Origin of the sequence: Paenibacillus shirakamiensis, from assembly GCF_017874255.1 — a bacterium.
GTDB classification, from domain to species: domain Bacteria; phylum Bacillota; class Bacilli; order Paenibacillales; family Paenibacillaceae; genus Fontibacillus; species Fontibacillus shirakamiensis.
Genome location: NZ_JAGGLD010000004.1, coordinates 76,142 through 101,750 on the forward strand (window position 1 = coordinate 76,142; position 25,609 = coordinate 101,750).

General features: G+C 44.3%; 29 protein-coding genes. 25 read left to right on the plus strand and 4 right to left on the minus strand.

All coding sequences use genetic code 11. The features are described 5' to 3' along the window. Nucleotide 1: 1 nt before the first annotated feature. The gene (locus J2Z69_RS12280) at nucleotides 2-691 is read right to left on the minus strand and encodes a response regulator transcription factor (protein ID WP_209862895.1); all 690 of its coding nucleotides are present in this window, start codon (nucleotides 689-691) and stop codon (nucleotides 2-4) included. Nucleotides 692-996: 305 nt separating this feature from the next. Here J2Z69_RS12280 and J2Z69_RS12285 point away from each other — a divergent pair, with 305 nt between their 5' ends. From J2Z69_RS12285 to rbsB, 11 genes are all read left to right on the plus strand, one after another. Continuing rightward, nucleotides 997-1,632, plus strand: coding sequence for an alpha/beta hydrolase (locus tag J2Z69_RS12285; protein ID WP_209862898.1), 636 nt, complete (start codon nucleotides 997-999; stop codon nucleotides 1,630-1,632). Nucleotides 1,633-1,645: 13 nt separating this feature from the next. Then, entirely contained in the window at nucleotides 1,646-2,125 is a 480-nt protein-coding gene (locus tag J2Z69_RS12290; protein ID WP_209862901.1) for a hypothetical protein, read from the plus strand. Between the two features lie 246 nt (nucleotides 2,126-2,371). Further along, complete coding sequence (locus tag J2Z69_RS12295; RefSeq protein ID WP_342591588.1) at nucleotides 2,372-2,716, plus strand: SRPBCC family protein; 345 nt, start codon at nucleotides 2,372-2,374, stop codon at nucleotides 2,714-2,716. Next, nucleotides 2,713-3,042, plus strand: coding sequence for an NUDIX hydrolase (locus J2Z69_RS12300; RefSeq protein ID WP_209862904.1), 330 nt, complete (start codon nucleotides 2,713-2,715; stop codon nucleotides 3,040-3,042). The genes J2Z69_RS12295 and J2Z69_RS12300 overlap by 4 nt, the downstream gene beginning before the upstream one ends. A 201-nt stretch (nucleotides 3,043-3,243) precedes the next feature. Beyond that, nucleotides 3,244-3,786 carry a histidine phosphatase family protein gene (locus tag J2Z69_RS12305; RefSeq protein WP_209862907.1) on the plus strand — a complete coding sequence of 181 codons (543 nt, stop codon included), beginning with the start codon at nucleotides 3,244-3,246 and terminating at the stop codon, nucleotides 3,784-3,786. Between the two features lie 160 nt (nucleotides 3,787-3,946). Further along, nucleotides 3,947-4,930: a LacI family DNA-binding transcriptional regulator gene (locus J2Z69_RS12310; RefSeq protein WP_209862910.1), complete on the plus strand. Its 984-nt coding sequence runs from the start codon at nucleotides 3,947-3,949 to the stop codon at nucleotides 4,928-4,930. A gap of 1 nt (nucleotide 4,931) precedes the next feature. Beyond that, a complete protein-coding gene (gene rbsK / locus J2Z69_RS12315) occupies nucleotides 4,932-5,810 on the plus strand; it encodes a ribokinase (RefSeq protein ID WP_209862912.1) in 879 nt (292 codons plus the stop codon). Nucleotide 5,811: 1 nt separating this feature from the next. Then, on the plus strand, nucleotides 5,812-6,210 hold the full coding sequence (gene rbsD / locus J2Z69_RS12320) for a D-ribose pyranase (protein ID WP_209862915.1): 399 nt from the start codon (nucleotides 5,812-5,814) through the stop codon (nucleotides 6,208-6,210). A gap of 15 nt (nucleotides 6,211-6,225) precedes the next feature. After that, nucleotides 6,226-7,707, plus strand: coding sequence for a sugar ABC transporter ATP-binding protein (locus J2Z69_RS12325; protein ID WP_209862917.1), 1,482 nt, complete (start codon nucleotides 6,226-6,228; stop codon nucleotides 7,705-7,707). Nucleotide 7,708: 1 nt separating this feature from the next. After that, the gene (gene rbsC, locus J2Z69_RS12330) at nucleotides 7,709-8,680 is read left to right on the plus strand and encodes a ribose ABC transporter permease (RefSeq protein ID WP_209862919.1); all 972 of its coding nucleotides are present in this window, start codon (nucleotides 7,709-7,711) and stop codon (nucleotides 8,678-8,680) included. A 15-nt stretch (nucleotides 8,681-8,695) separates the two neighbouring features. After that, nucleotides 8,696-9,610, plus strand: coding sequence for a ribose ABC transporter substrate-binding protein RbsB (rbsB, locus tag J2Z69_RS12335; RefSeq protein ID WP_209862921.1), 915 nt, complete (start codon nucleotides 8,696-8,698; stop codon nucleotides 9,608-9,610). Nucleotides 9,611-9,672: 62 nt separating this feature from the next. Here the strand turns inward: rbsB and J2Z69_RS12340 are convergent, their stop codons facing one another. Further along, nucleotides 9,673-10,725 (minus strand): GerAB/ArcD/ProY family transporter, encoded by a 1,053-nt coding sequence (locus tag J2Z69_RS12340; RefSeq protein WP_245339270.1) that lies wholly within the window; start codon nucleotides 10,723-10,725, stop codon nucleotides 9,673-9,675. A gap of 35 nt (nucleotides 10,726-10,760) precedes the next feature. Here J2Z69_RS12340 and J2Z69_RS12345 point away from each other — a divergent pair, with 35 nt between their 5' ends. Further along, entirely contained in the window at nucleotides 10,761-10,907 is a 147-nt protein-coding gene (locus tag J2Z69_RS12345) for a hypothetical protein (RefSeq protein WP_209863626.1), read from the plus strand. 134 nt (nucleotides 10,908-11,041) lie between these two features. Here the strand turns inward: J2Z69_RS12345 and J2Z69_RS12350 are convergent, their stop codons facing one another. Continuing rightward, on the minus strand, nucleotides 11,042-12,187 hold the full coding sequence (locus J2Z69_RS12350) for a Ger(x)C family spore germination protein (protein WP_209862923.1): 1,146 nt from the start codon (nucleotides 12,185-12,187) through the stop codon (nucleotides 11,042-11,044). Next, nucleotides 12,184-13,635 carry a spore germination protein gene (locus J2Z69_RS12355; RefSeq protein WP_209862925.1) on the minus strand — a complete coding sequence of 484 codons (1,452 nt, stop codon included), beginning with the start codon at nucleotides 13,633-13,635 and terminating at the stop codon, nucleotides 12,184-12,186. Before J2Z69_RS12355 ends, J2Z69_RS12350 begins: the two co-directional genes overlap by 4 nt. A gap of 259 nt (nucleotides 13,636-13,894) precedes the next feature. Here J2Z69_RS12355 and J2Z69_RS12360 point away from each other — a divergent pair, with 259 nt between their 5' ends. The 13 genes from J2Z69_RS12360 to J2Z69_RS12420 all read left to right on the plus strand — a co-directional run bounded on the left by J2Z69_RS12360 (nucleotide 13,895) and on the right by J2Z69_RS12420 (nucleotide 25,552). After that, nucleotides 13,895-14,110, plus strand: coding sequence for a hypothetical protein (locus J2Z69_RS12360; protein WP_209862927.1), 216 nt, complete (start codon nucleotides 13,895-13,897; stop codon nucleotides 14,108-14,110). A 51-nt stretch (nucleotides 14,111-14,161) separates the two neighbouring features. Continuing rightward, complete coding sequence (locus J2Z69_RS12365) at nucleotides 14,162-14,839, plus strand: hypothetical protein (protein WP_425355008.1); 678 nt, start codon at nucleotides 14,162-14,164, stop codon at nucleotides 14,837-14,839. Continuing rightward, on the plus strand, nucleotides 14,836-16,035 hold the full coding sequence (locus J2Z69_RS12370; RefSeq protein ID WP_209862930.1) for a glutathionylspermidine synthase family protein: 1,200 nt from the start codon (nucleotides 14,836-14,838) through the stop codon (nucleotides 16,033-16,035). Before J2Z69_RS12365 ends, J2Z69_RS12370 begins: the two co-directional genes overlap by 4 nt. 66 nt (nucleotides 16,036-16,101) lie before the next feature. Beyond that, entirely contained in the window at nucleotides 16,102-16,713 is a 612-nt protein-coding gene (locus J2Z69_RS12375; protein WP_425355010.1) for a signal peptide protein, read from the plus strand. Next, nucleotides 16,710-17,102: a DUF350 domain-containing protein gene (locus tag J2Z69_RS12380; RefSeq protein ID WP_209862933.1), complete on the plus strand. Its 393-nt coding sequence runs from the start codon at nucleotides 16,710-16,712 to the stop codon at nucleotides 17,100-17,102. The genes J2Z69_RS12375 and J2Z69_RS12380 overlap by 4 nt, the downstream gene beginning before the upstream one ends. A gap of 51 nt (nucleotides 17,103-17,153) precedes the next feature. Continuing rightward, a complete protein-coding gene (locus J2Z69_RS12385) occupies nucleotides 17,154-18,146 on the plus strand; it encodes a potassium channel family protein (protein WP_342591589.1) in 993 nt (330 codons plus the stop codon). A gap of 199 nt (nucleotides 18,147-18,345) precedes the next feature. Further along, entirely contained in the window at nucleotides 18,346-18,525 is a 180-nt protein-coding gene (locus tag J2Z69_RS12390; protein WP_209862937.1) for a hypothetical protein, read from the plus strand. 91 nt (nucleotides 18,526-18,616) lie between these two features. Further along, entirely contained in the window at nucleotides 18,617-19,360 is a 744-nt protein-coding gene (locus J2Z69_RS12395) for an SDR family oxidoreductase (protein WP_209862940.1), read from the plus strand. A 159-nt stretch (nucleotides 19,361-19,519) separates the two neighbouring features. Then, nucleotides 19,520-19,747, plus strand: a complete 228-nt coding sequence (locus tag J2Z69_RS12400; RefSeq protein ID WP_209862944.1) for a MerR family transcriptional regulator — start codon at nucleotides 19,520-19,522, stop codon at nucleotides 19,745-19,747. 595 nt (nucleotides 19,748-20,342) lie between these two features. Continuing rightward, the gene (locus J2Z69_RS12405; protein WP_342591592.1) at nucleotides 20,343-21,293 is read left to right on the plus strand and encodes a hypothetical protein; all 951 of its coding nucleotides are present in this window, start codon (nucleotides 20,343-20,345) and stop codon (nucleotides 21,291-21,293) included. Nucleotides 21,294-21,400: 107 nt separating this feature from the next. Next, complete coding sequence (locus J2Z69_RS12410) at nucleotides 21,401-22,489, plus strand: threonine aldolase family protein (RefSeq protein WP_209862947.1); 1,089 nt, start codon at nucleotides 21,401-21,403, stop codon at nucleotides 22,487-22,489. A 400-nt stretch (nucleotides 22,490-22,889) separates the two neighbouring features. After that, nucleotides 22,890-24,650: a fibronectin type III domain-containing protein gene (locus J2Z69_RS12415; RefSeq protein WP_209862950.1), complete on the plus strand. Its 1,761-nt coding sequence runs from the start codon at nucleotides 22,890-22,892 to the stop codon at nucleotides 24,648-24,650. Between the two features lie 176 nt (nucleotides 24,651-24,826). Continuing rightward, a complete protein-coding gene (locus J2Z69_RS12420) occupies nucleotides 24,827-25,552 on the plus strand; it encodes a 3-ketoacyl-ACP reductase (RefSeq protein ID WP_209862953.1) in 726 nt (241 codons plus the stop codon). Nucleotides 25,553-25,609: the final 57 nt, after the last annotated feature.

The following is a 25,609-nucleotide window of genomic DNA, read 5'->3' on the forward strand; positions in this document are numbered from 1 at the left end:
CTTAAAATTTCCCTGTACTCTTATACCCTATACCGTATACCGTCTGAATTAAACCTTGTAATGTATCCAGCTTTTTCCGTAGTCTCTGAATATGAATATCTACCGTACGTGTGCCGCCAGCAAAATCCATATCCCACACTTGGGACAGTAATGCCTCACGAGAGTACACTCGCTCTGGATTACGTGTTAATAATGCGAGTAGATCAAATTCTTTGGGTGTCAAATCAAGAGATTGATTGCCTATATAAGCGGAGCGACTGAACATCTCTACGGTAAGACCCGCTAGATGGATGATGTCATGCTCGCTAGACGAGAGAGGGATAACTTCGGTGCTTGCTCTTCGTGCTAGTGCCTTTACTCTTGCCATAAGTTCACGTATGTCAAAAGGTTTGGTCATGTAATCATCAGCTCCGAGTTCCAGTCCCAGCACCTTGTCAACGATATCGTTCTTCACGGTCAATAGAAGAATGGCGGGCCGCTGACGATCAGCTAATGTGCGGCAGACATCGTATCCATTTTGCCGGGGCATCATTACATCGAGTACCATCACATCGGGATCAAACGTCTCTACATGCTTCAGCGCTTCCTCTCCATCTCCAGCAGTCTCGACCGTATATCCTTCTCTGCGTAACGCGTAAGCTACAGCACTAGCAATGCTTGCTTCATCATCCACTACAAGTACTTTAGTCATGGTTGTCTAACTCCTCTATTTATACTTATTTGAAGGTTTAGGTATGTAACGACTAGGCTTATAAATTGTTTTCACATCTTATAGTCTAATTTAAATTCGCTTTATATGTAATTATCCCCCTTCTAGAGGTTGAAACAACCGAACAGGAGGAGCTATTCATCTGTTGGAGAGGGTCTTCTTTTTTTTACTGAGCGCGATTAAGATGAATATGAGTTACTAAAAAGAATGCAGAATAAAAATAATGGCATCAACCCAGAGCATAAAACAAAAAATTATAAATTTAATAAGTGGGAGGAGGTTCAAAGATGAAAATTAGAGATATTACTCTATCCTCGAAGTGGGGCACTGAGATCAGACAGAAGCTATATCAATTAGATGGAGAGTCAAAAAGTCTAGTGGTATTGTTCCCAGGCAAATATTTCTCATGTGATAGGTCTCCTCTGTACTATGCGGGTGTCGCGGCAAGGCAACAGGGAATGGATGTGCTAAAATTAGAGTATGGGTATCAAGTGGCAAGAGTTGAACTGGACCTCAAAGATTTACCAGATGTTATAGAGGAATGCATGGAGGCTATACAAGCTGTTGCTGAGGCATATAACAACCTTATTTTTGTGAGTAAAAGCCTTGGAACCCTAATAGCAGGAGAAATAGAATGCCGGATACAAATGACGATTCACAACATCTATCTTACACCGCTACATGCAACCCTTCCTTATATTAATGATGCTAAAGGAATGATCATATATGGTACACAAGATCCAGAGTTTGAATCGGTAAGTGTGGATGCTATCATTCCAAGTGCAGAACGAAGGGTGATTGCAATAGAGGGGGCAGATCATGCCTTGGAAAGAGAGACAGTGCAAGGTAGTCTTGATGTTCTACAATTTCTTGTTACTACGTATACAGAGTTCTATGAAACAGTGTTGAACCGACCCTCGTAAGTAAGGATGGATAATGGATGCTATGGAGGTTATTGTCACGAAAAAGCTTATTTTATCCGCTAGTATACTACTCATCGTAGGAATTATTGCATATGTATTTTGGCCTTCAAAAGACAAGATTGACGTACAGAAATCGGCCTATATGTATAGCCCCGATCAGAGTTTCTCTAGTAAAACTATGCTCATCGGTACCTATGATAAAAAGAAACATTCTTTTCAAGGAACGATGACTTTAGGTAATGAGGTCTATTCAACTGTGCTGCTCTCGCCGGGCTCATTACTCATCTCTTATGAAGGAGCTAATCGCCGGGTGGTTGGCCCTATTTTTTATGACGAGATTTCGCAGGCTTTCGCTCTTCAGATTCATGATAAAGACCTGTACATGAAGCTCACGCACACCTCATATAACCCATCTAGTCCACCCCTTATTCTTGCGGCTCCCGTCGAGACTTTGGAAGAAGCCAAGCAACTTTATGCAAGATTATCTAAATAATTTCTTTCATACTAGCTATCTATTTTCTGAGAGATTGTCTAGCCTTTGCATTATGCAGAGGCTTGTTGTCCTGTATAATAGTGGTGTAATAGTATTTAGTTCTCAGTTCTCCTTTTGGCTGACACTAAGGGGGCGCAACTATGGTAATTGTAAAGACTGAAATCAGGGTTAAGTCCCCAATAGAGATAGTGTTTGATCTTGCTAGAGATATTGAGCTGCATACAAGAACCGTGTGGGCACATACCCATGAAACGTGTAATGCAAGGCCCTATTGGGATGGGGGAGACCGTTACTTTTGAAGCTACCCATTTTGGGATTAGGCAGCGGCTTACTTCTAAGATAACGGAATACGATGCTCCTAGATTATTCGTGGATACAATGCAAAAGGGAGCTTTCAAGAGCCTTCGGCATGTGCACGAATTCGTACAAAGAGAGGACTACACGCTAATGACAGATACGCTGTATTTAGAAGCTCCTTTTGGAATTGTAGGAAAAATAGCCGAAAAGGCAGTTCTTCAGAGGTACATGAAAAATTTTTTAATCTATAGAAATCGACAATTGAAGAAGCTTATAGAATCAAAAGGGGAGTGACTCATGCAAAAAATAAATCATTAGCGGCAGCAGCCATCAGAGAGGCTAAGGAAGAAACGGGTCTGGATGTTACAGTTCATGGTGTCGTTGCAGTACATGAATGCAGAATTGAGTCAAGACAAGCCCATGTTCTGTTCATTACGTTTCGAGCGGAGATTGTCGGTGGTCAGCAGCAGATTCTTCATCCCGATGAGATTGTGGAAATTTCATGGGTGGACCTGGAACAGGTCGGTAAGCTCATGCTTGTGCCAAGTTATGAGAATTTAATGGAGAACATGCTGAAGATGCAGAGAGAAGCACTTTATATGAATCAAGGAAGAGCTTAAGCAATGGTATTGCCAACTTAGTATGTTGAATCTTAACTCAAATAGCTAACAAACAAGAATACACTTATTACCTTGAAATCAAAGGGGATAGTTCAACGGAGCGGCTTCTTACGGAGGATGATACATACACCGTGGATAAAAATGATTCCCATAGTAGATACATATAAGTCTGTTCACAAAGAAAGAGAGGACAACCTGAAGATGAGCATTGGATTAGTCCGACATTTCAAAGTACTCCATCCACCTACCGGGGCATGGATGACCGGAAAGCAGTTCGATCATTGGGTGGAAGGTTATAATCAGGCTGAGATTGATACATCCAGCTATACGGCCTATGACCACATAAAGTGGGATGTGTGCCTATCGAGCGATTTATATCGCGCAGCTAAGACAGCTACGTTTTTCCACACAGGTTCGATTGAACAGACCGAACGTCTGCGAGAAGTAGACATGAAGGGAGTGGGGCCCGCCAAGCTGCGCCTTCCTTATAGTCTTTGGCTTGTTGCAGCACGGATAGCTTGGTATTATTCGCATCCCTCTCAACCTGAGGGCCGAGGAGAGACAGAAGCTAGGGCGGCGGCTATAATCAGCCAAATTGAAGAGGATTATAGGGGTTTGAACGTTCTCGTAGTAAGTCACGGAGGCATTATGAAGTCTTTGACACGCGAATTGTTCAGCCGAGGATATCAGGGGGATCGATTCATCAGACCTCCGAATGGGAAATTATATATCTACAACAAATGAGACATGGGGCAAGCTGCAAGGCTTGTTTTTTTGTAGATTTTTTTGTCTACAGCCGTAACGAATGGGATGTGTATAATTTCCTTTTTGTAAGGGTTGCCAAAAAAAATAAGATGTGATAATTTGAATAGGTAACCGGTTACACATTTGAGGTGAAGAGAGCATGGCCACGATAAAAGAAGTTGCCAAACAAGCAGGTGTATCCGTTGCAACCGTCTCTAGAGTGTTGAATGAGACAGGGTATGTGCACGAAGATACCCGAGCCAAAGTGAATCAAGCTATTCAGCATTTACATTATACGCCCAATGAAGTGGCGCGATCTTTGTTTAAGCGAAAATCCAAATTAATCGGACTGCTGTTGCCCGACATTACGAATCCCTATTTCCCAGAGCTGGCTCGCGGCGTAGAGGACCGGATGCAAGAGAGCAACTATCGTTTGATTTTTGGAAATAGTGATGAAGATGAACATAAAGAACGAGACTATATCCAGACATTCGTACAAAATAATGTGGTTGGCGTCATCTCTTCCACTAATGATCCGAATGCAGTCTCTTATAGCAAGCTGAAGATACCTGTTGTATTTCTAGATAGAACGTCCGATGACAAACCTTCCGTCTTTGCGGATGGGAGAGAGGGTGGACGCATCGCTGCGCAAGAAATGGTGAGGCGTGGAAGCAGGGGGATTGTAATTCAGCGGGGACCACAACAGGTTAGACCCGCGCAGGATCGTTTCCTAGGAGCCATGGAAGTACTTGAATCTGCTCCAGGCGTGACTGTTGATATCATGCAGAATGCTTCTTTCTCCTATAACGAAGCCGTGCAAGGAGCTAAGGAACTGTTCGAGAAGTTCCCTCAGACGGATGGCATTATTGCAAGCAATGACATTGCAGGGGCTGCACTACTGCATGAAGCCCTCCGACTTAACAAGCGAATTCCCGAAGATGTGCAGATTATCGGCTTCGATGATATTCCGCTTAGCAGCCTGGTCTATCCCCCTCTATCGACGATTCGGCAGCCCGCTTACGAAATGGGACGGGAAGCAGCAGAGCTATTAATTCAGTTCATAGAAAATAATCTAGTAGCACAACATAAAATACAATTGCCTGTTAGCTTTATGGAACGGGGCACGACTAGGAAGGTGGATTAGCATGGCTAAGTTATGTGTGATTGGAAGCTGTTCAATGGATTTGGTCGTTACATCCTCTAGACGTCCAGGAGCCGGAGAGACTGTACTTGGTGACAGTTTCAAGACCGTTCCTGGTGGAAAGGGAGCGAATCAGGCGGTCGCGGCCGCCCGGCTTGGCGCGGAAGTAACCATGATTGGATGCGTAGGCAAGGATTCATTTGGTGAAGTGATTTTGCACAATTTAAAAGAAAATGATGTGTTTATAGACAATGTGGAACCGGTTACACATAGGGAGAGTGGCACGGCCCATATCGTTCTAGCTGAAGGGGACAATAGCATCATTGTCGTTAAAGGGGCTAATGATCTGGTCACGCCAGAATATGTAGAGAGCTGTGCGTCCGTTCTTCATACCGCAGATATGGTGTTGATCCAGCAGGAGATTCCAGTGGAGACGGTTGCCTTTGTCAGTGAGTTCTGTGCGACGCACCAGATTCCCTTATTACTTAATCCGGCCCCGGCTAGAGATTTAGAAGCATCTGTGATTGAACAAGCTACGTACATTACACCAAATGAACATGAAGCGGCTCTAATGTTCGGAGGCCTGAGTACGTCAGAGGCTCTGCGTAAATATCCGAACAAACTGTTGATTACCGAGGGCAAGCAGGGGGTTCGTTATTTTGACGGTGAACAGGAAGTGCTTGTTCCTTCTTATATAGTAGAGGCGGTAGATACAACAGGTGCTGGAGATACGTTCAATGGTGCATTTGCGGTAGCTAGGGCGGAAGGCAAATCGCTCTATGATAGTATTCAATTTGCCAATCGAGCGGCTTCTTTATCCGTGACAAAGTTTGGTGCACAAGGTGGGATGCCGAAAAGAACCGATGTGGAGGCGAGCCTCTAATATGAAAAAGCACGGTATGCTTAACAGTCATATCTCTAAAGTTCTCTCCGATCTTGGACATACGGACCAGATTGTCGTTGCAGACCTAGGGCTTCCGATTCCAGCAGGTGTGCTCAAGATTGATTTGGCATTAACCTATGGTATGCCGAGCTTTCAGACGGTTATCAATCTGATAGCGGAAGACATGGTCATCGAGAAAGTAATGATTGCTGAAGAAATGAGAGCAGAGAATCCGCTACAATCCGATTATATTCAGCAGACATTTGCAGCCTGTGAGATCGAACAATACACACACGAGCAATTCAAGGCACTGACGCGGAACGCCAAAGTTGTTATCCGTACAGGCGAAGCGACGGCATACGCCAATTGTATTTTACAAGCAGGGGTCCATTTCGGCTAAGGAGGAACTTCGATAATGCACATACAAATGAACAACATTCACAAATCCTTCGGTACGAACCAAGTGTTAAGCGGGGTGAATTTTGATCTTATGCCTGGGGAAGTCCATGCGCTTATGGGGGAGAATGGGGCAGGTAAATCCACACTCATGAATATTCTCATCGGACTTCACCCAAGGGATGAAGGGACAATTCAGATCGATGGACAAGAGAAGTACTTCTCTAACCCTAAGGAAGCGGAAGAGTATGGGATTGCTTTTATTCATCAGGAACTAAATGTGTGGCCAGATATGACCGTGCTGGATAATCTATTCATTGGTAAAGAGGTTACATCCAAAGGAATATTCTTAAATAGGAAACAAATGAAAACGCTAGCATCGGAGCAGTTCCGCCGATTATCGGTCAACATCCCCCTTCAGACGGAAGTGGGCGAACTATCTGTCGGTCAGCAGCAAATGATTGAGATCGCCAAAGCTCTGATGACCGATGCCAAAGTCATCGTCATGGACGAGCCGACATCAGCGCTTACGGAGCGAGAAATTCAGCATTTATTCGAGGTCATTGCATCGCTCAAAAAAGAGGGTGTATCTATCGTCTATATCTCCCACCGGATGGAAGAGATCTTCGCGATCTGTGACCGGATTACAGTCATGCGAGACGGTAAGACCGTCGATACGAAGGAAATTCCGCATACGAATTTTGATGAAGTGGTCAAGAAGATGGTGGGCCGTGAACTTACAGAACGCTATCCACATAGGCATCCGAGTCCGGGCAATGTCGTTCTTGAGGTGAAAAATGCTTCTAAAAAAGGATATTTCGACAATATAAGCTTTAAAGTACATGCGGGGGAAATCGTAGGTTTCTCGGGCCTGATGGGATCAGGGCGTACGGAGATCATGCGCGCCATCTTCGGAATGGATGCACTAGACCATGGGGAAGTCTGGATTCGGGGGAAGAAAGTCAACATCCGTACACCGGACGACGCCGTGAAGCACGGTATTGGCTTCATCACCGAGGACCGCAAAGATGAAGGGCTTGTCCTCCACTTCTCCATCCGTGAGAATATGGCACTCCCAAACTTGTCTAGCTTCACGAACAAAGGCATCATCTCTACCCAAAAAGAACATGATTTCGTCGATTTACTTGTCAAACGTCTACAGATCAAGACGCAGTCTATGGAGACTCCAGCGGGCAGCCTGTCGGGCGGTAATCAGCAAAAGGTTGTCATCGCTAAATGGATTGGCATTGGGCCAAGCTTATTGATCTTGGACGAACCGACCCGGGGCGTGGATGTGGGGGCTAAGCGGGAAATCTATCAACTCATGAACGAATTGACCGATCGGGGGGTTGCCATTATTATGGTCTCCTCCGAACTGCCTGAAGTTCTAGGTATGAGTGACCGTATTGTCGTCATTCATGAAGGTAAATTCAGCGGCGAAGTCAGTGGCGTAGAGGCTACACAAGAGAAAATTATGACGTTAGCTACAGGAGGACAGTAATATGACAACCAGCAACGAAGCAGCTAAACCGAACAAGAAGTTCAATGTGGGCCAAGTCACACAGAAATTAGGGCCTTTACTCGGCCTAATTATTCTAATTATTATCGTATCCGTGCTGAATCCAAGCTTTCTGGAACCGCTGAATATCCTGAATCTTCTGCGCCAAGTCTCAATTAACGCCCTTATTGCCTTTGGGATGACCTTCGTCATTCTCACAGGCGGGATCGACTTGTCTGTCGGATCTATACTTGCCTTGTCTAGCGCCTTTGTAGCCAACATGATGGTGGCTGGACTCGATCCTATCCTTGCAATCATTATCGGCTGTCTGTCCGGGGGCCTTATGGGCGCTGTGAATGGACTCATGATTACGAAAGGTAAAATGGCTCCCTTTATTGCAACCTTAGCTACCATGACCATCTTTAGAGGTCTAACGCTCGTGTATACGAACGGGAATCCGATTACGGGTCTTGGCGAAAGCCGCTTGTTCCAGTTGTTCGGACGTGGGTATGAACTAGGTATTCCGGTTCCTGCCATTACAATGGTCATTACCTTTGCTGTGCTGTGGGCGGTTCTCCACAAAACTCCATTTGGTCGTAAAACCTATGCTATTGGGGGAAATGAGAAGGCGTCTATCGTATCAGGTATTAAAGTCAACCGTGTAAAAATTTTGATCTACTCTCTTGCGGGCATGCTATCTGCATTAGCAGGAGCTATTCTTACCTCGCGTCTTAACTCTGCACAACCTACAGCTGGAACATCCTACGAACTGGATGCCATCGCTGCGGTGGTCCTTGGTGGAACCAGCTTGTCAGGTGGACGCGGACGCATTGTAGGTACGTTAATTGGTGCACTTATTATCGGAACACTGAACAATGGTCTGAATTTGCTAGGTGTATCTTCCTTTTATCAAATGGTGGTCAAAGGGATTGTCATCGTAATTGCTGTTCTTATCGACCGTAAGAAATCTGCTTAAGAGGAGACGACAACAATGAAAAAAGTTAGCATCGTGCTTATATCCTTCCTGCTGATCATCATGACAGGATGTTCCCTTGAACCTCCAGAGTGGGCCAAGCCTAAAGCTGCGGGAGACCTGAAAGAAGCCAAGATTGGCTTATCGATCTCTACACTGAATAATCCATTCTTCGTATCTTTGAAGGATGGTGTAGTAGCAGAGGCCGCGAAGCAAGGTGTGAAAGTCATCGTCGTCGATGCGCAGAATGACTCAGCCAAACAAAGTAATGACGTAGATGACTTGATTCAACAAGGAGTCAATGCGCTGCTTATTAATCCGACCGATTCTTCCTCGATTTCGACCGTTGTGCAGTCTGCGAATAGTCTAGGAATCCCTGTAATCACACTTGACCGTTCCGCAGATAAAGGGGATATCAAGGCGCTGGTCGCGTCGGATAATATCAAAGGTGGTAAAATGGCAGCACAGTATATTGTAGACACATTAGGTAAAGATGCCAAGGTGATTGAACTCGAAGGCGTTCCGGGTGCCTCGGCAACCCGTGAGCGGGGGAAAGGCTTCCATGACATCGCGGACACACAGTTGAAAGTGATTGCCAAACAAGCAGCAGACTTCGACCGTACCAAAGGATTGAACGTGATGGAGAACTTACTCCAAGGAAATCCAGATGTACAGGCCGTATTTGCTCACAATGATGAAATGGCCCTAGGTGCGATTGAAGCGATTCAAAGCTCAGGCAAGGATATACCGGTTATTGGCTTTGATGGGAACAAAGATGCACTGGATTCCATCAAGGCTGGGAAGTTAACGGCAACCGTTGCGCAGCAGCCTGAACTTATTGGTCAGTTGGCCGTGAAGGCAGCCAAAGATGTCCTGCAAGGCAAGACCGTAGAGAAATCTATTCCAGCTCCGCTGAAATTGGTTACGAAATAACAGCACAACAGCCGCCCTGAGTATGCAGGGGCGGCTTTTTTTATATTTATATATGGTCGACCTTAGGAGAGCTTCTTGGTCTTAAGCTGTCCACGGAACAAAGCAACAAGTATGTAGTAAATGGGAATGCAATCGATGATGGCCCAGAACAAAATAATAGCCATAGAGTTGATATTCTGCTGAAATACAGTCGAATTTCTGGAGTATTGAAAAGCTAGAATTGTAGCCAGTCCTCCAAGTAGTGAGATGAAGACATGAGGCCCTGATTTGAAATTCAATACACGAGACAGACAGAGAGTGCCTACATATAAGAGGAAAGCATCGTGAATGAACATAGATGTGAGCCACATGCCGATAACCAGTGGATCAGCATTGCCGAGTATACCACTGTAAGAAGAACTTCGAATTAATTCCAGAATGGGATACTGAACACGTCCCCCATAATAAGGGCCGAAATTTAACAGTGTGAGTAGCCAAGGAATAAAGACACCTGCAACGACCACAAGATTAGCTAACATCAGATTACGTAATGTTTTTTTGCCACAGGTTAGTTCGGGGGCGAGAAATAGGAAGATGAACCATTCTCCAAACCACGATATGGACGAGAGCGTATCCCTTGCAGCGATATCTAATTTATGGTGCGTTAATAGAGCGGGCAGCATGTGAAAATTCGCATCTCTAGAGAACATAAGGGCTAGAAAAAACAGACCCGTGAGGAGCAGTATAAAAAGCGTATCGGAAAGGTAGATCATCGTGGCAAAGCCCCACCGTGCGGTAAGAGCAATAGCGAATCCAAGCATCAATTGAATAAACCAAGGTGGTGTACCTTTCATATACACAGTGCCATAGAACAAAGTAAATTGTTCAATATCCAAAGAGATATAGTATATCGTCCATAACGCAATTAGAAGGAGTACGGAACGATGCAGCCATTTCCCCATAATTCGTTCCCCAAATTGGATCCATGACTCTTGAGGGGCAAGTCTTCCGATTCGAACGGTACAGTAGATAAGCAGGACATTGATTGCCGCTGCCGTTAAAAGGGCAATCCATCCTTGATATCCCGATGAAGTGATGAGTGGCGTCACTAGAAAAGCTAGGGGAATTGAAATCATGTAAATGCTCGCAAATCTAAACACTTGAAAAGAGGATGTATGCATTCGTACCAGCCCTTCTTTCTTTTGGTCTAATTCTATTATTTGAACCATCCAAACAGGAACATGATGAGCTGGTTAGGCTGCGGCCACCAGGGAAAGAAGCTAGCTCCCATCCCCCAGCTTGTAAACAGAATGAATAGACACCAGAAGAGAATGCTGTCTCGCCTCCGTTTATTTTTGACGAGGACCCACTCCAGTATGGCGTAGCCCGCAAAAAAGAATGCCAGCATGAGAAGGACCTCCCTTGTTAGTGTGGTGCAAGATGGCTTTTTGTTTAGGTCTGATTGTTCGTGTTCTTGACATTTAGGTCGATGTGAACTTGATACTTAAGATCATTTTTATAGTAGGAGCTCCAATGCTTCTTTAACTTTTCCCATTCCTTTGGGTACTTCCAATCGAGGTTCATTCCGAATTGCAGAACATCAGCTTCAACCTTCTGCGTTTCTCGGATCGCACCATGCATATCCTTTTCAATTTTTGCTTTGAGGAGCTTAACCACGAGTGGATTGATTTCAAGATCCTTTAGATTTTGCGGATCTCGTTTGTAGATGAGATCCCCAGTGGCATCCAACGAAATCTCGAATAGGGGTCCATCAGCCGTCATTTTGACATCCTTTTTAGCCTTCAAAGTATGGAACAGGACGCTTGCCCGGCTTTTATCGCCATTCCAAGTAATGGAATACACTTGTCTTCCCAGATTCCCTATAGCCCAAGCCAAAGCTCTGGATTGTTCAATCATTAATTGCCCCTTTAACTTATCTCCTTCATATAAGGCTCCGCCTTGCACACCTACCCATTTTGAATCTTCATTCTGTCCCGTATCTTGTATCGTATTGAACGAGAGCAGATCAGTAGCAAAGCCCTCTCCTATCGTGGTGGAGATAAGAGCATCTTTCACACGGGTGGTGAACAGCGAGCGCTGCATGACCATTTTGCGCAGAACTTCGCCTGGCATCTGCTCATACAGAGGAACGAGCTGCGATATATCTTTCGCGGAACCAGGGGCAGTAATAATAAAAGCGTTGCTATGAAAAGATGGCTCTCGATCAAGCCAATCCAATAGATCATGGATACCCGCTTGTGCATACGTATGGCCCACTACGATCATCTTCGTATGTCCAAAGTTTAATCTTCGGGTAAGTTCTGCTTCGATTAGACGTAGAGCGTCAGGAACTGTCAGCGCATTTTTCGTTGTCATGGAAAAGGATTTTCCGCCTCCCCCGTTGCTGCCAGCTTGTTGTCCTGAAGATAGGCGGTTAGGCAAAGGACTGCCGAGCGTGACCTCGACGGTACCGGGCTCTTTTCCCTGATCAACGTACATGCCAAAGACGAAGGTCTGCTCGTCGATCTCTACTTTGGACCAGCACCCTGTAAGGAACACAATAGGCAGCAGGAATAGGATGAACCGGAACCTTCTCATTTCTTCGGTTGTCTCCTTATATTGCGATTTGTGAACGAGCTGGATCGTTTGGTCATCCCTGGGGAAGGTACGCGAAAAAAGACATCTTTCCAGTCTTGCAAGACGATGGGAGCCAAAGGCTGCATATACGGAGCTCCGAATGTTTTCAGACTAACCAGATGTCCGAAGATAATGAACGTTAGGATGAATACACCAATTAATCCAGTAGTGCCCCCGATAATCAGCAAGGGGAACCTTAACAATCTCATCGCAAGTCCCAGTTCAAAGTGAGGAATGATGTAGGATGCGATGCCTGTAACGGACACGACGATCACCATTGGTGCGGAGACAATCCCAGCCTGCACAGCCGCTTGTCCAATAACGATGGCCCCTATGATGGACACGGTCTGTCCAACCGGCTTAGGAATACGGGTACCGGCTTCGCGAAGCCCTTCAAAGGTAAGCTCCATAATCAAAGCTTCAGTTAGTGCTGAAAAGGGAATATTCTCCCGTGCAGCGGCAATCGTTAATAAAAGATCGGAAGGAATCATCTCGGATTGGAATGTGGTGATGGCGACATAAAGGGAAGGAAGAATAAGTGAGATGATAGCGAAAAAAATACGGACAATTCGGATCCAACTAGCCGACATATAACTTTGGTAGTAATCTTCTGACGATTGAAGCAAGGAGAAAAGGGTAACCGGTACTAGCAGGGCTGAGGGGGTCCCATCCTGTAGTATTCCAACCCGTCCTTCGAGTAGGGAGGCAGCTACAGAATCCGGTCTTTCTGTATATTGAAACTGTGGAAATGGGGTATGGTTACCTTTTTTCATCTGTTCGGATAAATAACTTATGCCCAGCGCCCCATCAATAGAAATCTCAGCGATTCCCTTATCGACTTCCGCGACAACTTCTGGTTTGCACAGACCTTCAATGTAGACCATGTAGACGATAGTTTTTGTGTATTTTCCGACTTCATAGCGAATGGTCTTGAACGCGGGATGCTTAATTTTGTGTCTCAATAGCGATAGATTGGAGTTAATATCCTCAATAAAAGCTTCCTGCGGTCCAATAACGACAAGCTCGTTTTGCGATTCAGAGACGGCCCTTTTTTGATATTTTACGAGGTCAAATAAATACAGTTGGTTGAAGTGTTCAGCGCAAAGAATAGCTTTCCCTTCCACTAGGGCATTTACAGCCTCAGGGGGATCTTGAATTTGATTATTAGGCAGAGGAAAGAGGGAACCATTATTCAGTTTGCTGACCAAATCCTGATCTTTGTCATCGGATAGAGCTTCTTGTACAAGGACGTAGGCAATTTGTTTGTGGATGACCTCCATGTCTACGATCGAGGGGATATAAATGAGCATATAAGATTGTTTATGGATTAGAAATTCTTGATATTCAACGTCATCACTGTCTTTTAGTAAATCTCTAATCTGTTCAATGGCTAACCCACGCTTTCGCAAATCTAGAACACCCCTAACCTAATGAAGTCATATTTGGTATCTTTAGGATGCCGGGTTAGGTAAGAAGTTATACGGACTCGTATAGGATCCTAGGGTGGCAAGAGATTGTCGCTTACATAATGGACCAAATTTATCATCAATTTCTATTATTTCATTGCCTTTCAAGGCGGGAGATCTTATGCTAAGTGGATATGAAACGTGTGTTTAGGATCGACGTATTACATGCATAGATGGATAAGTTTCGAAAGGGGATAGAGACTTGAGCGATACATTACAAGTTGTATTAATTGAGAAATTGGCGGACGGCGAAATGCGTGAAATCGAGGAACGGGCTTGGAGTAGCCAAATGATCATTGCCCTTGAGCATGCTAACTATATTATTGTGGGTGGACGCGAATATCAGACACTTGAAGGAAGATTGAATATCGACACAGGTAAATTTGAACTATTACTTGTAGTTATGCCCGAGGCTTGACCTTAGCATGAAATATACGACCCCACCCAATTAAAAGAGGAGGAACGTCTCGTGACGCAAGACCCTGCATCTAATGAAAAAGAAAAAGGAATAGACTCATCTCCTTTATTTCATGGCAAACCTGTTCGTGTATTATCGACTTCTCTGGGCATTGCCTTGTTAGCGAATGCTTTTTTAGTACCGGGAACCCCGGTGAATTCTGCATCTAGCTCCGATGAGCCTCAACTGGTCTCTTGGTCTACGGAGGAAGTCAAACAATATTTTGATAAAAATGTAGACTGGAATATTCCTCTCCCCGATCTAGAGAAGAAGGACGGCGATTCTTCTGGAACGAGCTCAACGGGCGGGTCAGGTTCAGGGGGAACAACAGTCATTAACAATTATGGTGGATATAACTCTGGTTTTGGCTGGGATGATATCCTGCTGTATCACATGTTGTTTAATAGCGGATCTTATTATTCCTCAAGTCGGTGGTATAACACGCATCCAGGGTACTATCCGAATACGAATCGTTCATATCGACCTAGTAAATCTTACTCCAGCACCACGTTTCAAAATAAGTCAGTTACGGGTTCACGAGTTGGGCCGAAGACGTCCTCTACGTCTAAAGGAACGATTACGCGTCGCTCCTCGTCTTCTAGTTCAGGGGGGATCGGTGGGAAATCTAGCGGCTTAGGTTCCTCTTCATCCAGTTCCAGTAGTTCAAGATCGAGTGGCTTTGGCGGATGACCCAAGAACGTGTATTTGAAGTTATGGGACAGCCGGAGAAGGAACGTACCCCACGAGTAGAGAAGCTAAGCGAACTTGGCTTTACATGGGCGGATTTGGATGGAGAGCCCTACTGGATCGATCAAGTGGTAAGAATGAAGTCAAGTACGTATGCGGAGCTCAGCGATGCAGCCGCACAATTATGGATTATTCTGGATAAGACCGCTCGTTATGTATACCGCAATCATCATTTGTACAGTTTGCTTGGAATTCCAGAGGTGTTATGGGAAATGTTAGACGAAATTCCCTTGCCACCAGCAGGATTTATTAGTCGGTATGCTCGGTTTGATTTTGCAGTGTCCGAGTCGGGTCAGATCAAGTTGCTGGAGCTGAATGCAGATACACCGACGGGTTATGTAGAAGCCTCTATTGCGACCCCTTGGGTGTGCGAACAAGCAGGTATATCCTCTAAAAATCATCAGATGCCAGAACTCATTGCTGCCGCTTGGGCAGAGGATCGCCCAGATACTGCCGCTTGTGTGGGATATGGTGAACATTTAGAAGATTCCGGTACGATTGAGGCGCTTGTACGCCATAGTGGCCGCAGCATGAATCTAGTAGATTGCTTAGATTTATGGGTGGATGAAGGCATCCTAAAAGATGCACAGCACCTTCCGATTGAGCGCATGTTCGCCCTTTATCCCAAAGAATGGATGGCTGTAGATGATGGGGGAGATGCCCTTGCTTATTCCATCGAAAAAGGACACCTTCAATTGTTCAATGCTCCACATAGTATCTTGCTTCAGTCCAAAGGATTACTTGCTGCATCATGGGCTTTATATGAGCTCGGATTACTATTTGATGCCAATGAGCGAGAGGTTATAAAGAAATATATGCTCCCTACCTATAACAAACCCGTATTTTCTGAAAGTTATGTCTCCAAGTCTATGTTTGGACGGGAGGGCGGTTCAGTACGTATCTACGATACAAAGGGCAAATTAGAAATAGAAGACCAAGAGGGCTATGATACAAGCGAATTATTTCCTTGTGTCTATCAAAAAAGGGCCGAACTCGCTCAGATCGAGACAGCTTATGGGAAGTTTCATTTGTTAACCGGTCTGTTTGTATTAAATGGTGTACCTTGTGGATTACTCGGCCGTGCAGGCGGCTTAATTACGGGGAATACCAGTCATTTTATCGCGATAGGAGTGGAATAAATGCGACGGATGCACACAATCCGAGGTACGGCTAAGTCATCAGCAAGTAGGACCTTTGCCAGAGTGATGATGCTGATTGTACTGTGTTGTAGCTTTATCTTGCTAAGTGCCTGCCAAAATAACGATAGCAGTACAGTGTTCAATACTAGTAACTCTGAAGATACCACCGCCGATACAAGCCGGGTTCCTTGGGATTACCGCATTGTTGATAGCACCGTTGGAGATCTCATTGGAAGCGATATGACGGTTCTGCCGGACAATGAACTTTTACCTAACGATGGGAATTATGCTACAGGGGACAAGATCTGGACGCTGCAATATATGGATGCCGAACTTACAACAGATGCAGACAAGCGCGGGGATATTCGTCTATCCGCATGGCAGTTGATCAAATCTTACAAAGACGAAGCTTCTGCCAAAAAAGATCTAGAGAGATTGAAAGTGTCCGTTAAGACGGATGTAAATCTTGTGGGTGTCTATACAACTAAATATAAGGATAAGACACGTAGCTTTGCCGTACTGGAGCTCCCATCTGGCAACCGCATCAAGCAACCGATTGATACGGATATGTATAAGACATTAGAAAAGAAGAAGAAAGCCAATGTCATTTTAGAAGAAGTCCATGATTTCACAGATTATGATCTAGCATATGCAAAATTTCGGGGGTGGGCGAAGTGACAATCGTTATAAATTTAATAGTAAGTATTGTAGTAATCATCCTGCTCCAACTATTGGGCATGGTGATATTTAGCTGGATGACTCGGTTCAACGATATGGAAGAATTGCGAAAAGGTAATATAGCCGTAGGTCTTGCCTTGGGTGGAAAATTCTTGGCGACGGCCATTATATTGGGCGTTGCAGCCTATACGAACACATCCATTTGGTTCATGATGATGTGGTTCGCCGTTGGGTACGTCTGTCTGGTTGCCGTCTACTGGATCTTTGAATTAGTGACACCTAGCTTCTCTATAGATGATCATCTTAAGCAGGGAAATGTAGCCATTGGGATTTTGCTTGCGATGGTGTTCATTGGAACCGCCTTTGCTGTGAGTAGCTTAATCATTTAAATCAAGCCCAAGAAGGGAAAGGAAATCGTGCACTTTCTACTCAGATTATCTATGCGTATTATGCATCTCCGCAAAACAACCGTGGGAGGTTTCGTCCTCCTTTTTGTTATAGCGGCCGCCACGGTAGCCTATGCCCTAGAGCCTTCAACATTCAACACGTGGTTCAACGCGTTCTATTGGGTGCTAACCACGATGGCAACGGTTGGATACGGTGATTACTATGCGAAGACGGTTCCCGGTAAGGCCTTTACCATATTTCTATACATATTTGGAATCGGATTACTTAGCTTGGTCATTGCCAATGTGATTGATTCAGTAGGTACGATTCAGCGGAAAAGGGGATCAGGAACATTGGATTTTAAAGGGAGTCAGCATGTCATTCTTATCAATTGGAGCAAAAAAGTACAGTATGCGATCGATGAGGTTCTGTCGTATACACCGAACGCCCATATCGTTGTCGTGGATGAATCGACCCGTCATCCGCTGGAGCATATAGCTCAAGTCCATTTTGTTAGCGGCGATCCTTCAGATGATGAGGTATTAAGGAGAGCAGGTATTCATAGAGCCAAAGCCGCAATCGTATTCGCAGATGTACGCATTACTGAGGCTTCTCTTGTGGATGGGAAATCCCTGCTGATTATCTCAAGCATTGAACGAATTGCACCTAGTGTACATACAACCGTAGAGATTGTACAAGAAAAGAACGTACAAAATTTTCGCCATAATCAAGTCAATGATTTTGTTCTCTCCCATGATGCCATATCTAGATTAGCCGTTCGTTCTGCTCTCCAAGAAGGGAATTCAGATATTCTTAGTCAGTTGCTTAGCCGTCAGTATGGTGACGATATTTATCAGATTCCGGTTCAGCCGAGCTGGACAACGTATGGCGACGCCTTTAAGGATCTTCTTAAGCAAGGGGCTACCCTTCTTGCCGACCGCAATGATCTCAGTATCAATCGCAAATTAAACCAGCAGATTCCGAGCGGGGCCAAGCTTTATATTGTATCGGATGCCGATACGTACCAACAGATTCTAGAAAAATAAACGAATACATAAGGGAGCCGCAAGGCTTCCTTTTTGGTATAGAGGTAAAAAGTAGTATGGGTTATTTTCCTTAATATGGTATAATATTAACAATATTTATTTATTTTAAATCATACCGTGGAAGGGCGTGTTTATCATCTTACCAATTATATTGGGCCTCATAAACTTAGCAATTTTAGCACTGGTAATATATATAACTGTGAAGACGGCGATTAATAAGTCCGAACTGATCGATGTAGTAAAAGAAAGCAGAGCTTTAAGTACGCAGCAATCATGGCAGCATAAGGAGAATAAGGAACAAATGGAAGAACTGAAAAATCTTTTAAGGGAACAAAATGCTCTCTTGAAAGAGTTGATCTCCCAAAAGTCAGGTCTATAGAAAGCCAAAACTTATTTATCTGAAGTAAATATAATCTCAGTCATTTGAAATAAATATAAATCTAACAAATGGATAGAGGGAGGGATGAATTATGAGTGCTACACTTTCAGGTCAAGTAGCTATAGTCACAGGTGCTTCGCGGGGTATAGGTCGGGCGATTGCAGAAGAGTTAGCGGCTAACGGTGCTCAGGTCGTGGTGAATTATGCAACTAGTGCTGCTGAAGCTGAAGAAGTGATCGCGCGTATTAAGCAGCAAGGCGGTGAGGCTATTTCTATTCAAGCGGACCTCGGCCAATTATCCGATGTAGATAAGCTATTTCAAGGAACGCTAGAGAACTACGGTAGGCTGGATATTCTGGTGAATAATGCGGGCTTTATGCGGACTATACCTCTAGCCAACGTAACAGAGGAAGATTTCGATAAGCATTTTGCAGTGAATGTAAAAGGTACTTTTTTTGCCATTCAACATGCTGCTAATCATATGCAACCCGGGGGTCGCATCATTAATTTCTCCACTTCGGTGGTAGGTCAGATGTTCCCAAGCTATAGTGTGTACGCTGGAACCAAGGGAGCTGTAGAACAGTTCACCCGACAATTAGCTAAGGAACTTGGGCCAAAGGGTATTACCATTAATGCGGTGGCGCCGGGCCCAGTGGATACCGAGCTATTCAGGCAAGGGAAGACCGAAGACCAGATTGCGCATTTAAGCGGACTTAATGCTTTCGGGAGAATCGGAGAACCTGAAGATATTGCGAAAGTGGTGCTGTTTTTGGCGAGTGAACAATCTCAGTGGATTACAGGCCAGACGTTACGTGCTAATGGTGGTTTTATATAACATACGGAATTTAGCCATAATTAGGAGAAGGAGGCTCACCCAAAGAGCCTCTTTTTGTATGAGTAAGGGCGATCGAGGTGAATGTGCATCATTCGTGCTATACTAAGGGTATTCCGTCAAGAAACGTTCTGGCTTGGAATAAAGAGGGGTTGCCGATCTATGCAAGAATTCGAGGACTGGAATCAAAAAGTGAAGAAGACATTTAATGCTACAAGTAATGAAGAGGTTCTAACCGTTACCGAAGCGGGAAGTCTACTCGGTCTTTCCAAAGATCAAATGAAAACGTACACGGACAAAAGTAAATTAACTAAAGTTCCGATTATGCGGAGTGTTCATAGATACCTGTTGCTCAAGAGCGAAATCGATGCCTTGGTCAAAAGCCAATAAAACAAAACTGCGAATAGCAACGTAAGAGAGACCTGATAAGAAGGTCTCTTTTTTATGTAATTATTTTTTGTGTAATTATTAAGGATATGTTGAGAGGGATACCCGTTCACTGATAAAGAGGGGGAAGTATAGGAGTAAGCAATCACGTTTAATTTTGAATTAGAAGGGGGGACTCATTACGATTAGATCACCTAAACAATAGGGCTGATTATCTAATAGTAAGTTATGTACATGTGAACCAAGATAAGAATATACCCGTATATTCATTAGATGACCATCATCGAAATTTGAGCATAGCTCATCCTTAGGGTTGGAAGACGCTTTTTGTCGACGCTGGATCAACAGGTTAACTATATTATATCGGCAGATGACAAATAAAAGTTTACACATTCCATGATTTGACATAATATATGAGGTATCTGCTTGTCCCATAAGGAGAGTAACCATATTCCCCTATTTTCCCCCAGATCCAGCTCAGCCCCCCACCCTATTTCACACCTGATGGTTGTTTGGACGACAGCATGTTTGGTTATTGTCTAGTAACAAGATGTGACGGCATGAAAATATGAAGAAGGAGCTGAGGTTAAAGTTGTCGGTGCGGAAAAGTTCACGTAAAAAGAGGTTGCGTCATTATGTGACACTGTGGCTAGGCTTAATGGTGTGTGTAGGTGTGTTTGCAGGATTTAATGAAGGTCAGGCAGAAGCATCAATACCGTACAGTCAATTCAAATCCATATCGGAGAAGGGTCCACTTATTGCAGGCTTAAGCAGCAAGGAATCTTGGGTACCTCAAGGTCTTGCTCTAATTCAGGACAAGCATTGGATCATCACTACGCATTACTGGAACAGTAAGAATAGAACCAAAGCTTCTGGTATCGTTATTACGGATTCAACTACAGGAAAACGTGTCAAAACGATTTATTTACATGAATCGCTATTTCGGCCTCACGTGGGTAACGTAGGCGGCGTCACTGTAAGTAAAACTCACTTATGGATAGCCTCAGGTTCAAAAATCTACAAAATTCCCCTTCAACTACTCTCTGACAAAAAAGACTTCAGTGTGATCGTCATGAACGGATACAAATTGAATCACAAAGCTTCCTATACCGCCTATCAGGATGGAGTTCTATGGATTGGTGAATATATGGACGGCAAGGATAGTGGTAAAGTTACTTGTGTCGGTGGTCCTAACGGAAAAGTATATGGATACAAATTGGATGAAAATGATGATTTTGCATCGTCTATACCGAAGCCGATGACCTCATGGAGCACACCGGACCGAATTCAAGGACTTGCTGTGACGAAAGATCAGATGATCTTCACTCAATCCTGCGGACGCGATGTATCTAGTAAGCTATTATTTTATACACCCGGTTCTACAGGCAAAAAGACAGGTTCTCTAACTTTACCTCCTATGGCAGAAGGCATATCGTTCTGGGGAACTCAGCTCTATACTATTTTTGAATCCGGTACGCATAAATATGCTGGGGGAATCTACCCACTGAAAAATATATACATCTTGGATACGAAAAAAATCCGAATGTAAGGCTATTAAGCTTGAAGACCCGAGAAGGGTCTTCTTTTTGTTGATCAGATCCCCATAAAATCATAGTACAATAGACATATCTAGTTGCCGAAGGGAGTAATGCATATATGAATACAACCACCTTACCAGAGGCATTTGCTGCAGCATCTTATCCTCTGTCCGGGCACGGTAGGAGAAATCTCCATGTGCTGCAAGAGGTACTTGATTCTTTAGATGGTGAATTGGCAAGCGATATGTATGGATCTGGACAGATTATAGAAGATTTTGAGCGGGACATGGCAAAGTATCTAGGCAAAGAAAGTGCGGTCTTTTTCCCGAGTGGTACGATGGCGCAGCAAATCGCTTTGAGAATCTGGTGCGATCGTCAAAATAACCGAAGTGTGGCATATCACCCGCTGTGTCATCTGGAAATACATGAACAGGATGGCCTGAAGGAGTTGCATCATATCGAGCCGATTCTCTTAGGAACAGCAGATCGCCTCCTTCGTATCGAAGATGTGAAGAATATAGGTCAGCCGATTGCTTGCCTTTTGCTCGAACTGCCCCAACGGGAGATTGGCGGTCAACTACCTCCATACGAGGAATTGGAAGCGATCTCGGCCTATTGTCGACAAGAGGGAATTAAGCTTCATTTGGATGGTGCACGTCTTCCTGAGATCATCCCCTATTATCAAAAGAGTGCAGCAGAGATCAGTGCGCTTTTTGATAGTGTATATATTTCTTTCTATAAAGGAATCGGCGGTATTGCGGGTGCGATATTAGCAGGAGAACAGGACTTTACTACGGAATCTAAAGTATGGAAAAGAAGACATGGCGGCGACCTCATCAGTCTGTATCCTTACATCGTCAGCTCCGCTTTTTATTTTAAGCAAAGAGAACCGAAGATGGCGCAATATTATGCTGAGGCCCAAGAGCTAGCTACGCTATATAATTCCTGTCATGGAGTGAACACATTGCCGATAGTTCCTGTCTCGAACATGTTCCATGTGCATATTCAGATACCTAAGCATGAATTGGAACCTCTTCTTATATCATTCTACAAAGAGACTGGAGTGGCTTTGACATCCTATCTAAATGAAAAAGATAATGGAGTCTGTTCCTTCGAGGTGAGTACGGGAGATCGTTATGCCGGAATTCCTCAGGACTTGCTTAAATCAGCATTTAAGCGGTTGAATGAGATGCTAGAATTAGCGTAACAGTAGAATAAGTAATAAATGGACTTTGCAATAAAATATTTACAATAAAATAGATGGAACTTGCAATAAGATGTAAGCATTATCCAGCGCGTCGGGTCTTAGCAGATCGGTGTGCTGGTTTTTTTATTTACAGATGTAATAAACATTACATTCACAGATGAAATGGACATAACGTTTTACTTGAAATAAAAATAATTTAACCCGAGTACTATCAAGTTAAGCAAATCTTGTATAGGATTTAATTTTCATAGAATCCAATTATGAAAAGTACACAAATTTAGCCCTACTCAATAATAGTTAATGGTGCTATATTTGCATATGAAAGCGTTATTTTAATAGAAAAGGAGGCGCTAAAGAACGTAGCTAGTGGTTCATATTCAACATTTTGAGGAGGATAATAATGAAATTAGGAAATAAAAAAGTGAAGAGATCCTTGCCACTGTTGGTTGCCATGACGATGTTCTTAGGGCTATTACCTTCAATGGTATCCGCAGCAGATCGTGGTGCTTGGGCACCTTATGTAAGTTATGCAGTGAATGATACCGTGACCTATGCAGGAAATACGTACAAAGATATTCAGCCGCACACGTCCTTACCTGGCTGGGAACCTACCAATGTTCCTGCACTTTGGTCGCTAGTAGCTGGTGGCGGTGGGGGTACAACTACAGATACTCAAGCACCTACAGCTCCATCTACTCTAAAATCCACTGCCTCCACAGCATCCAGCGTGTCCCTTTCATGGACAGCATCCACGGATAATGTAGCTGTAACTGGCTACGATGTATACCAAGGTACTACTTTGGTAGGTAGCGTGAATGGTACGACGTTGTCTTATACAAACTCAGGTCTTACTGCAAATACTTCATACACGTACACAGTAAAAGCTAAGGATGCCGCAGGCAATGTATCCGCTGCTAGCAATGCAGTTACAGTAAAGACTGCTACAGTAAGTACACCGGATACACAAGCACCTACAGCTCCAGCAGGTCTGGCTGTTAGCGGAAGTACTTCTTCCTCTGTATCCTTATCATGGACAGCTTCCACAGACAATGTGGGTGTAACTAGCTATGATGTTTATCAAGGTTCAACTGTTGCACTTTCTGTTACAGGCACAACAGCTACAGTGACGGGTCTTGCAGCTAGCACAGCTTACGCGTTCAAAGTAGTAGCAAAAGATGCCGCAGGTAATGCCTCTGCTGCTAGTGCTTCAATTAGTGCAACTACTCCTGCTGCAAGTGGGGGCGGGGGAACTAACAACGCAGCTCTTCCTAAGCACGTGTTGACTGGATACTGGCAGAACTTTGTAAACGGTGCGAAAAATGTTCGTCTTAGCGATGTTCCAGCTGAGTATGACATCATCGTATTGTCTTTCGCAGATATGGATGCATCCAAACCAGGCGGAATTACATTTAATGTAGATCCTGACCTGTCTAAGGCACTGGGTGGATACTCCAATGCAGATCTAATCAATGATATCAAAGCGAAGCAAGCTCAAGGCAAAAAAGTAATTATCTCCCTTGGCGGTGAAAAAGGGAACATCAACTTAGGCAGCGCGTCTCCAAATGTGGCCAACTTTGTAAGCACCGCTTCCGATATCATCAGCCAATTTGGTCTGAATGGTGTAGATATTGACTTGGAGAACGGTATGAATGTAGCGAATCTAACAACTGCAATCCGTCAGCTTCAAGCCAAAGTAGGTGCTGGTTTCATTTTGACCATGGCTCCACAGACGATTGATATGCAAAGTAACAGCACATCGTATATGCAGCTGTACAATAACTTGAAAGACATCACTACAGTAATCAATGTTCAATATTATAACTCTGGTTGTATGCTTGGACGCGATGGCAAATGTTATTCCCAAGGTACAGTTGATTTCTTAACAGCTCTTTCCGATTTGACTCTGCAATGGGTAGCTCCATCCCAACTGGGATTAGGTGTTCCAGCAACAGCGCAAGCAGCCGGCGGCGGTTATGTATCCGCTTCTGTAGTAAATAACGCATTGAACTGTCTGGCAACAGGTAACGGTTGTGGAAGCTACAAGCCCGTTGCAAAATATCCCGACATTCGTGGCGCGATGACTTGGTCCATTAACTGGGATGGTTCCAACAGCTACGCATTTGCGAAGACAGTAAAACCTTTCTTAGTCACTCTTCCTTAACTAGTTCAACAAGGAACTCCGGCTGATCGTAGCTGGAGTTCTTTTTTTGCGCTGAAATGGGTTAGAAGATCTTAGAGGGGGATCGCATCTAGTATAGTTTCGTTTTTAGTCTCGAGGAATGGGTATAATACAGAAGACAAGGTATACAAAATTATAGAGCGAATGGAGAGCGAATCATGAATCAATCTCTTAAAGATAAGACCGCAATTATTACTGGAGCAGGCAAAGGAATAGGGCGTGCCATAGCTATTGCTTTAGCTGGTGAAGGAGTTCACTTAGGCTTAATCTCCCGTACATTAGAGGAAGTTGAAGCTTTAGCTAGCCAGCTTCAGCAACAATTTGGCATTCAAGCTTATGCCGCAGAAGCTGATATATCGGCTGATGATGAGGTCGAAGAAGCTGTGGCGAAGCTTACGGGTTCGCTGGAGCATATTGATATTCTGATTAACAATGCAGGTGTTGGGAAGTTCGGCAAACTCTTAGAGATGGACCCAGAAGAGTGGAGACAGATCGTAGATATTAACCTCATGGGAACCTACAACATGCTCCGGGCTGTATTACCGGGCATGGTAGAGCGTAACAGTGGAGATATCATTAATATAGCCTCTACTGCAGGAGAAAAGGGCTTTGCCACAGGCTCCGCGTATTGTGCGTCTAAATTCGCCGTTATGGGGATGACGGAATCCGTCATGCAGGAAGTTCGCAAGAACAATATTCGGGTGACCGCCTTAACTCCGAGTACGGTGAACACACCACTCGCTGTGAATGCAGGACTATCGATTGGCGATGAAGACCGGATGATGCAACCCGAAGACGTAGCGGAGGTTGTACTGACTGCGCTGAGACTCCCTGCTCGCGTACAATTGAAGACAGCTGGCATCTGGACGACAAATCCGCAATAAAGAATGTGTCAAGAGTAGAACTGTTCCATCGTGTATAATTTGCATCCCTCCATCTAA

What these genes read in the sequence shown, in the direction of transcription:
- J2Z69_RS12280 (WP_209862895.1), bottom strand. Translation starts at nt 691, where the DNA reads ATGACTAAAGTACTTGTAGTGGATGATGAAGCAAGCATTGCTAGTGCT.
- J2Z69_RS12285 (WP_209862898.1), top strand. Translation starts at nt 997, where the DNA reads ATGAAAATTAGAGATATTACTCTATCCTCGAAGTGGGGCACTGAGATC.
- J2Z69_RS12290 (WP_209862901.1), top strand. Translation starts at nt 1,646, where the DNA reads ATGGATGCTATGGAGGTTATTGTCACGAAAAAGCTTATTTTATCCGCT.
- J2Z69_RS12295 (WP_342591588.1), top strand. Translation starts at nt 2,372, where the DNA reads ATGAAACGTGTAATGCAAGGCCCTATTGGGATGGGGGAGACCGTTACT.
- J2Z69_RS12305 (WP_209862907.1), top strand. Translation starts at nt 3,244, where the DNA reads ATGAGCATTGGATTAGTCCGACATTTCAAAGTACTCCATCCACCTACC.
- J2Z69_RS12310 (WP_209862910.1), top strand. Translation starts at nt 3,947, where the DNA reads ATGGCCACGATAAAAGAAGTTGCCAAACAAGCAGGTGTATCCGTTGCA.
- rbsK (WP_209862912.1), top strand. Translation starts at nt 4,932, where the DNA reads ATGGCTAAGTTATGTGTGATTGGAAGCTGTTCAATGGATTTGGTCGTT.
- rbsD (WP_209862915.1), top strand. Translation starts at nt 5,812, where the DNA reads ATGAAAAAGCACGGTATGCTTAACAGTCATATCTCTAAAGTTCTCTCC.
- J2Z69_RS12325 (WP_209862917.1), top strand. Translation starts at nt 6,226, where the DNA reads ATGCACATACAAATGAACAACATTCACAAATCCTTCGGTACGAACCAA.
- rbsC (WP_209862919.1), top strand. Translation starts at nt 7,709, where the DNA reads ATGACAACCAGCAACGAAGCAGCTAAACCGAACAAGAAGTTCAATGTG.
- rbsB (WP_209862921.1), top strand. Translation starts at nt 8,696, where the DNA reads ATGAAAAAAGTTAGCATCGTGCTTATATCCTTCCTGCTGATCATCATG.
- J2Z69_RS12340 (WP_245339270.1), bottom strand. Translation starts at nt 10,725, where the DNA reads ATGATTTCAATTCCCCTAGCTTTTCTAGTGACGCCACTCATCACTTCA.
- J2Z69_RS12345 (WP_209863626.1), top strand. Translation starts at nt 10,761, where the DNA reads ATGTATGCATTCGTACCAGCCCTTCTTTCTTTTGGTCTAATTCTATTA.
- J2Z69_RS12350 (WP_209862923.1), bottom strand. Translation starts at nt 12,187, where the DNA reads ATGAGAAGGTTCCGGTTCATCCTATTCCTGCTGCCTATTGTGTTCCTT.
- J2Z69_RS12370 (WP_209862930.1), top strand. Translation starts at nt 14,836, where the DNA reads ATGACCCAAGAACGTGTATTTGAAGTTATGGGACAGCCGGAGAAGGAA.
- J2Z69_RS12375 (WP_425355010.1), top strand. Translation starts at nt 16,102, where the DNA reads ATGATGCTGATTGTACTGTGTTGTAGCTTTATCTTGCTAAGTGCCTGC.
- J2Z69_RS12385 (WP_342591589.1), top strand. Translation starts at nt 17,154, where the DNA reads ATGCGTATTATGCATCTCCGCAAAACAACCGTGGGAGGTTTCGTCCTC.
- J2Z69_RS12395 (WP_209862940.1), top strand. Translation starts at nt 18,617, where the DNA reads ATGAGTGCTACACTTTCAGGTCAAGTAGCTATAGTCACAGGTGCTTCG.
- J2Z69_RS12400 (WP_209862944.1), top strand. Translation starts at nt 19,520, where the DNA reads ATGCAAGAATTCGAGGACTGGAATCAAAAAGTGAAGAAGACATTTAAT.
- J2Z69_RS12410 (WP_209862947.1), top strand. Translation starts at nt 21,401, where the DNA reads ATGAATACAACCACCTTACCAGAGGCATTTGCTGCAGCATCTTATCCT.
- J2Z69_RS12415 (WP_209862950.1), top strand. Translation starts at nt 22,890, where the DNA reads ATGAAATTAGGAAATAAAAAAGTGAAGAGATCCTTGCCACTGTTGGTT.
- J2Z69_RS12420 (WP_209862953.1), top strand. Translation starts at nt 24,827, where the DNA reads ATGAATCAATCTCTTAAAGATAAGACCGCAATTATTACTGGAGCAGGC.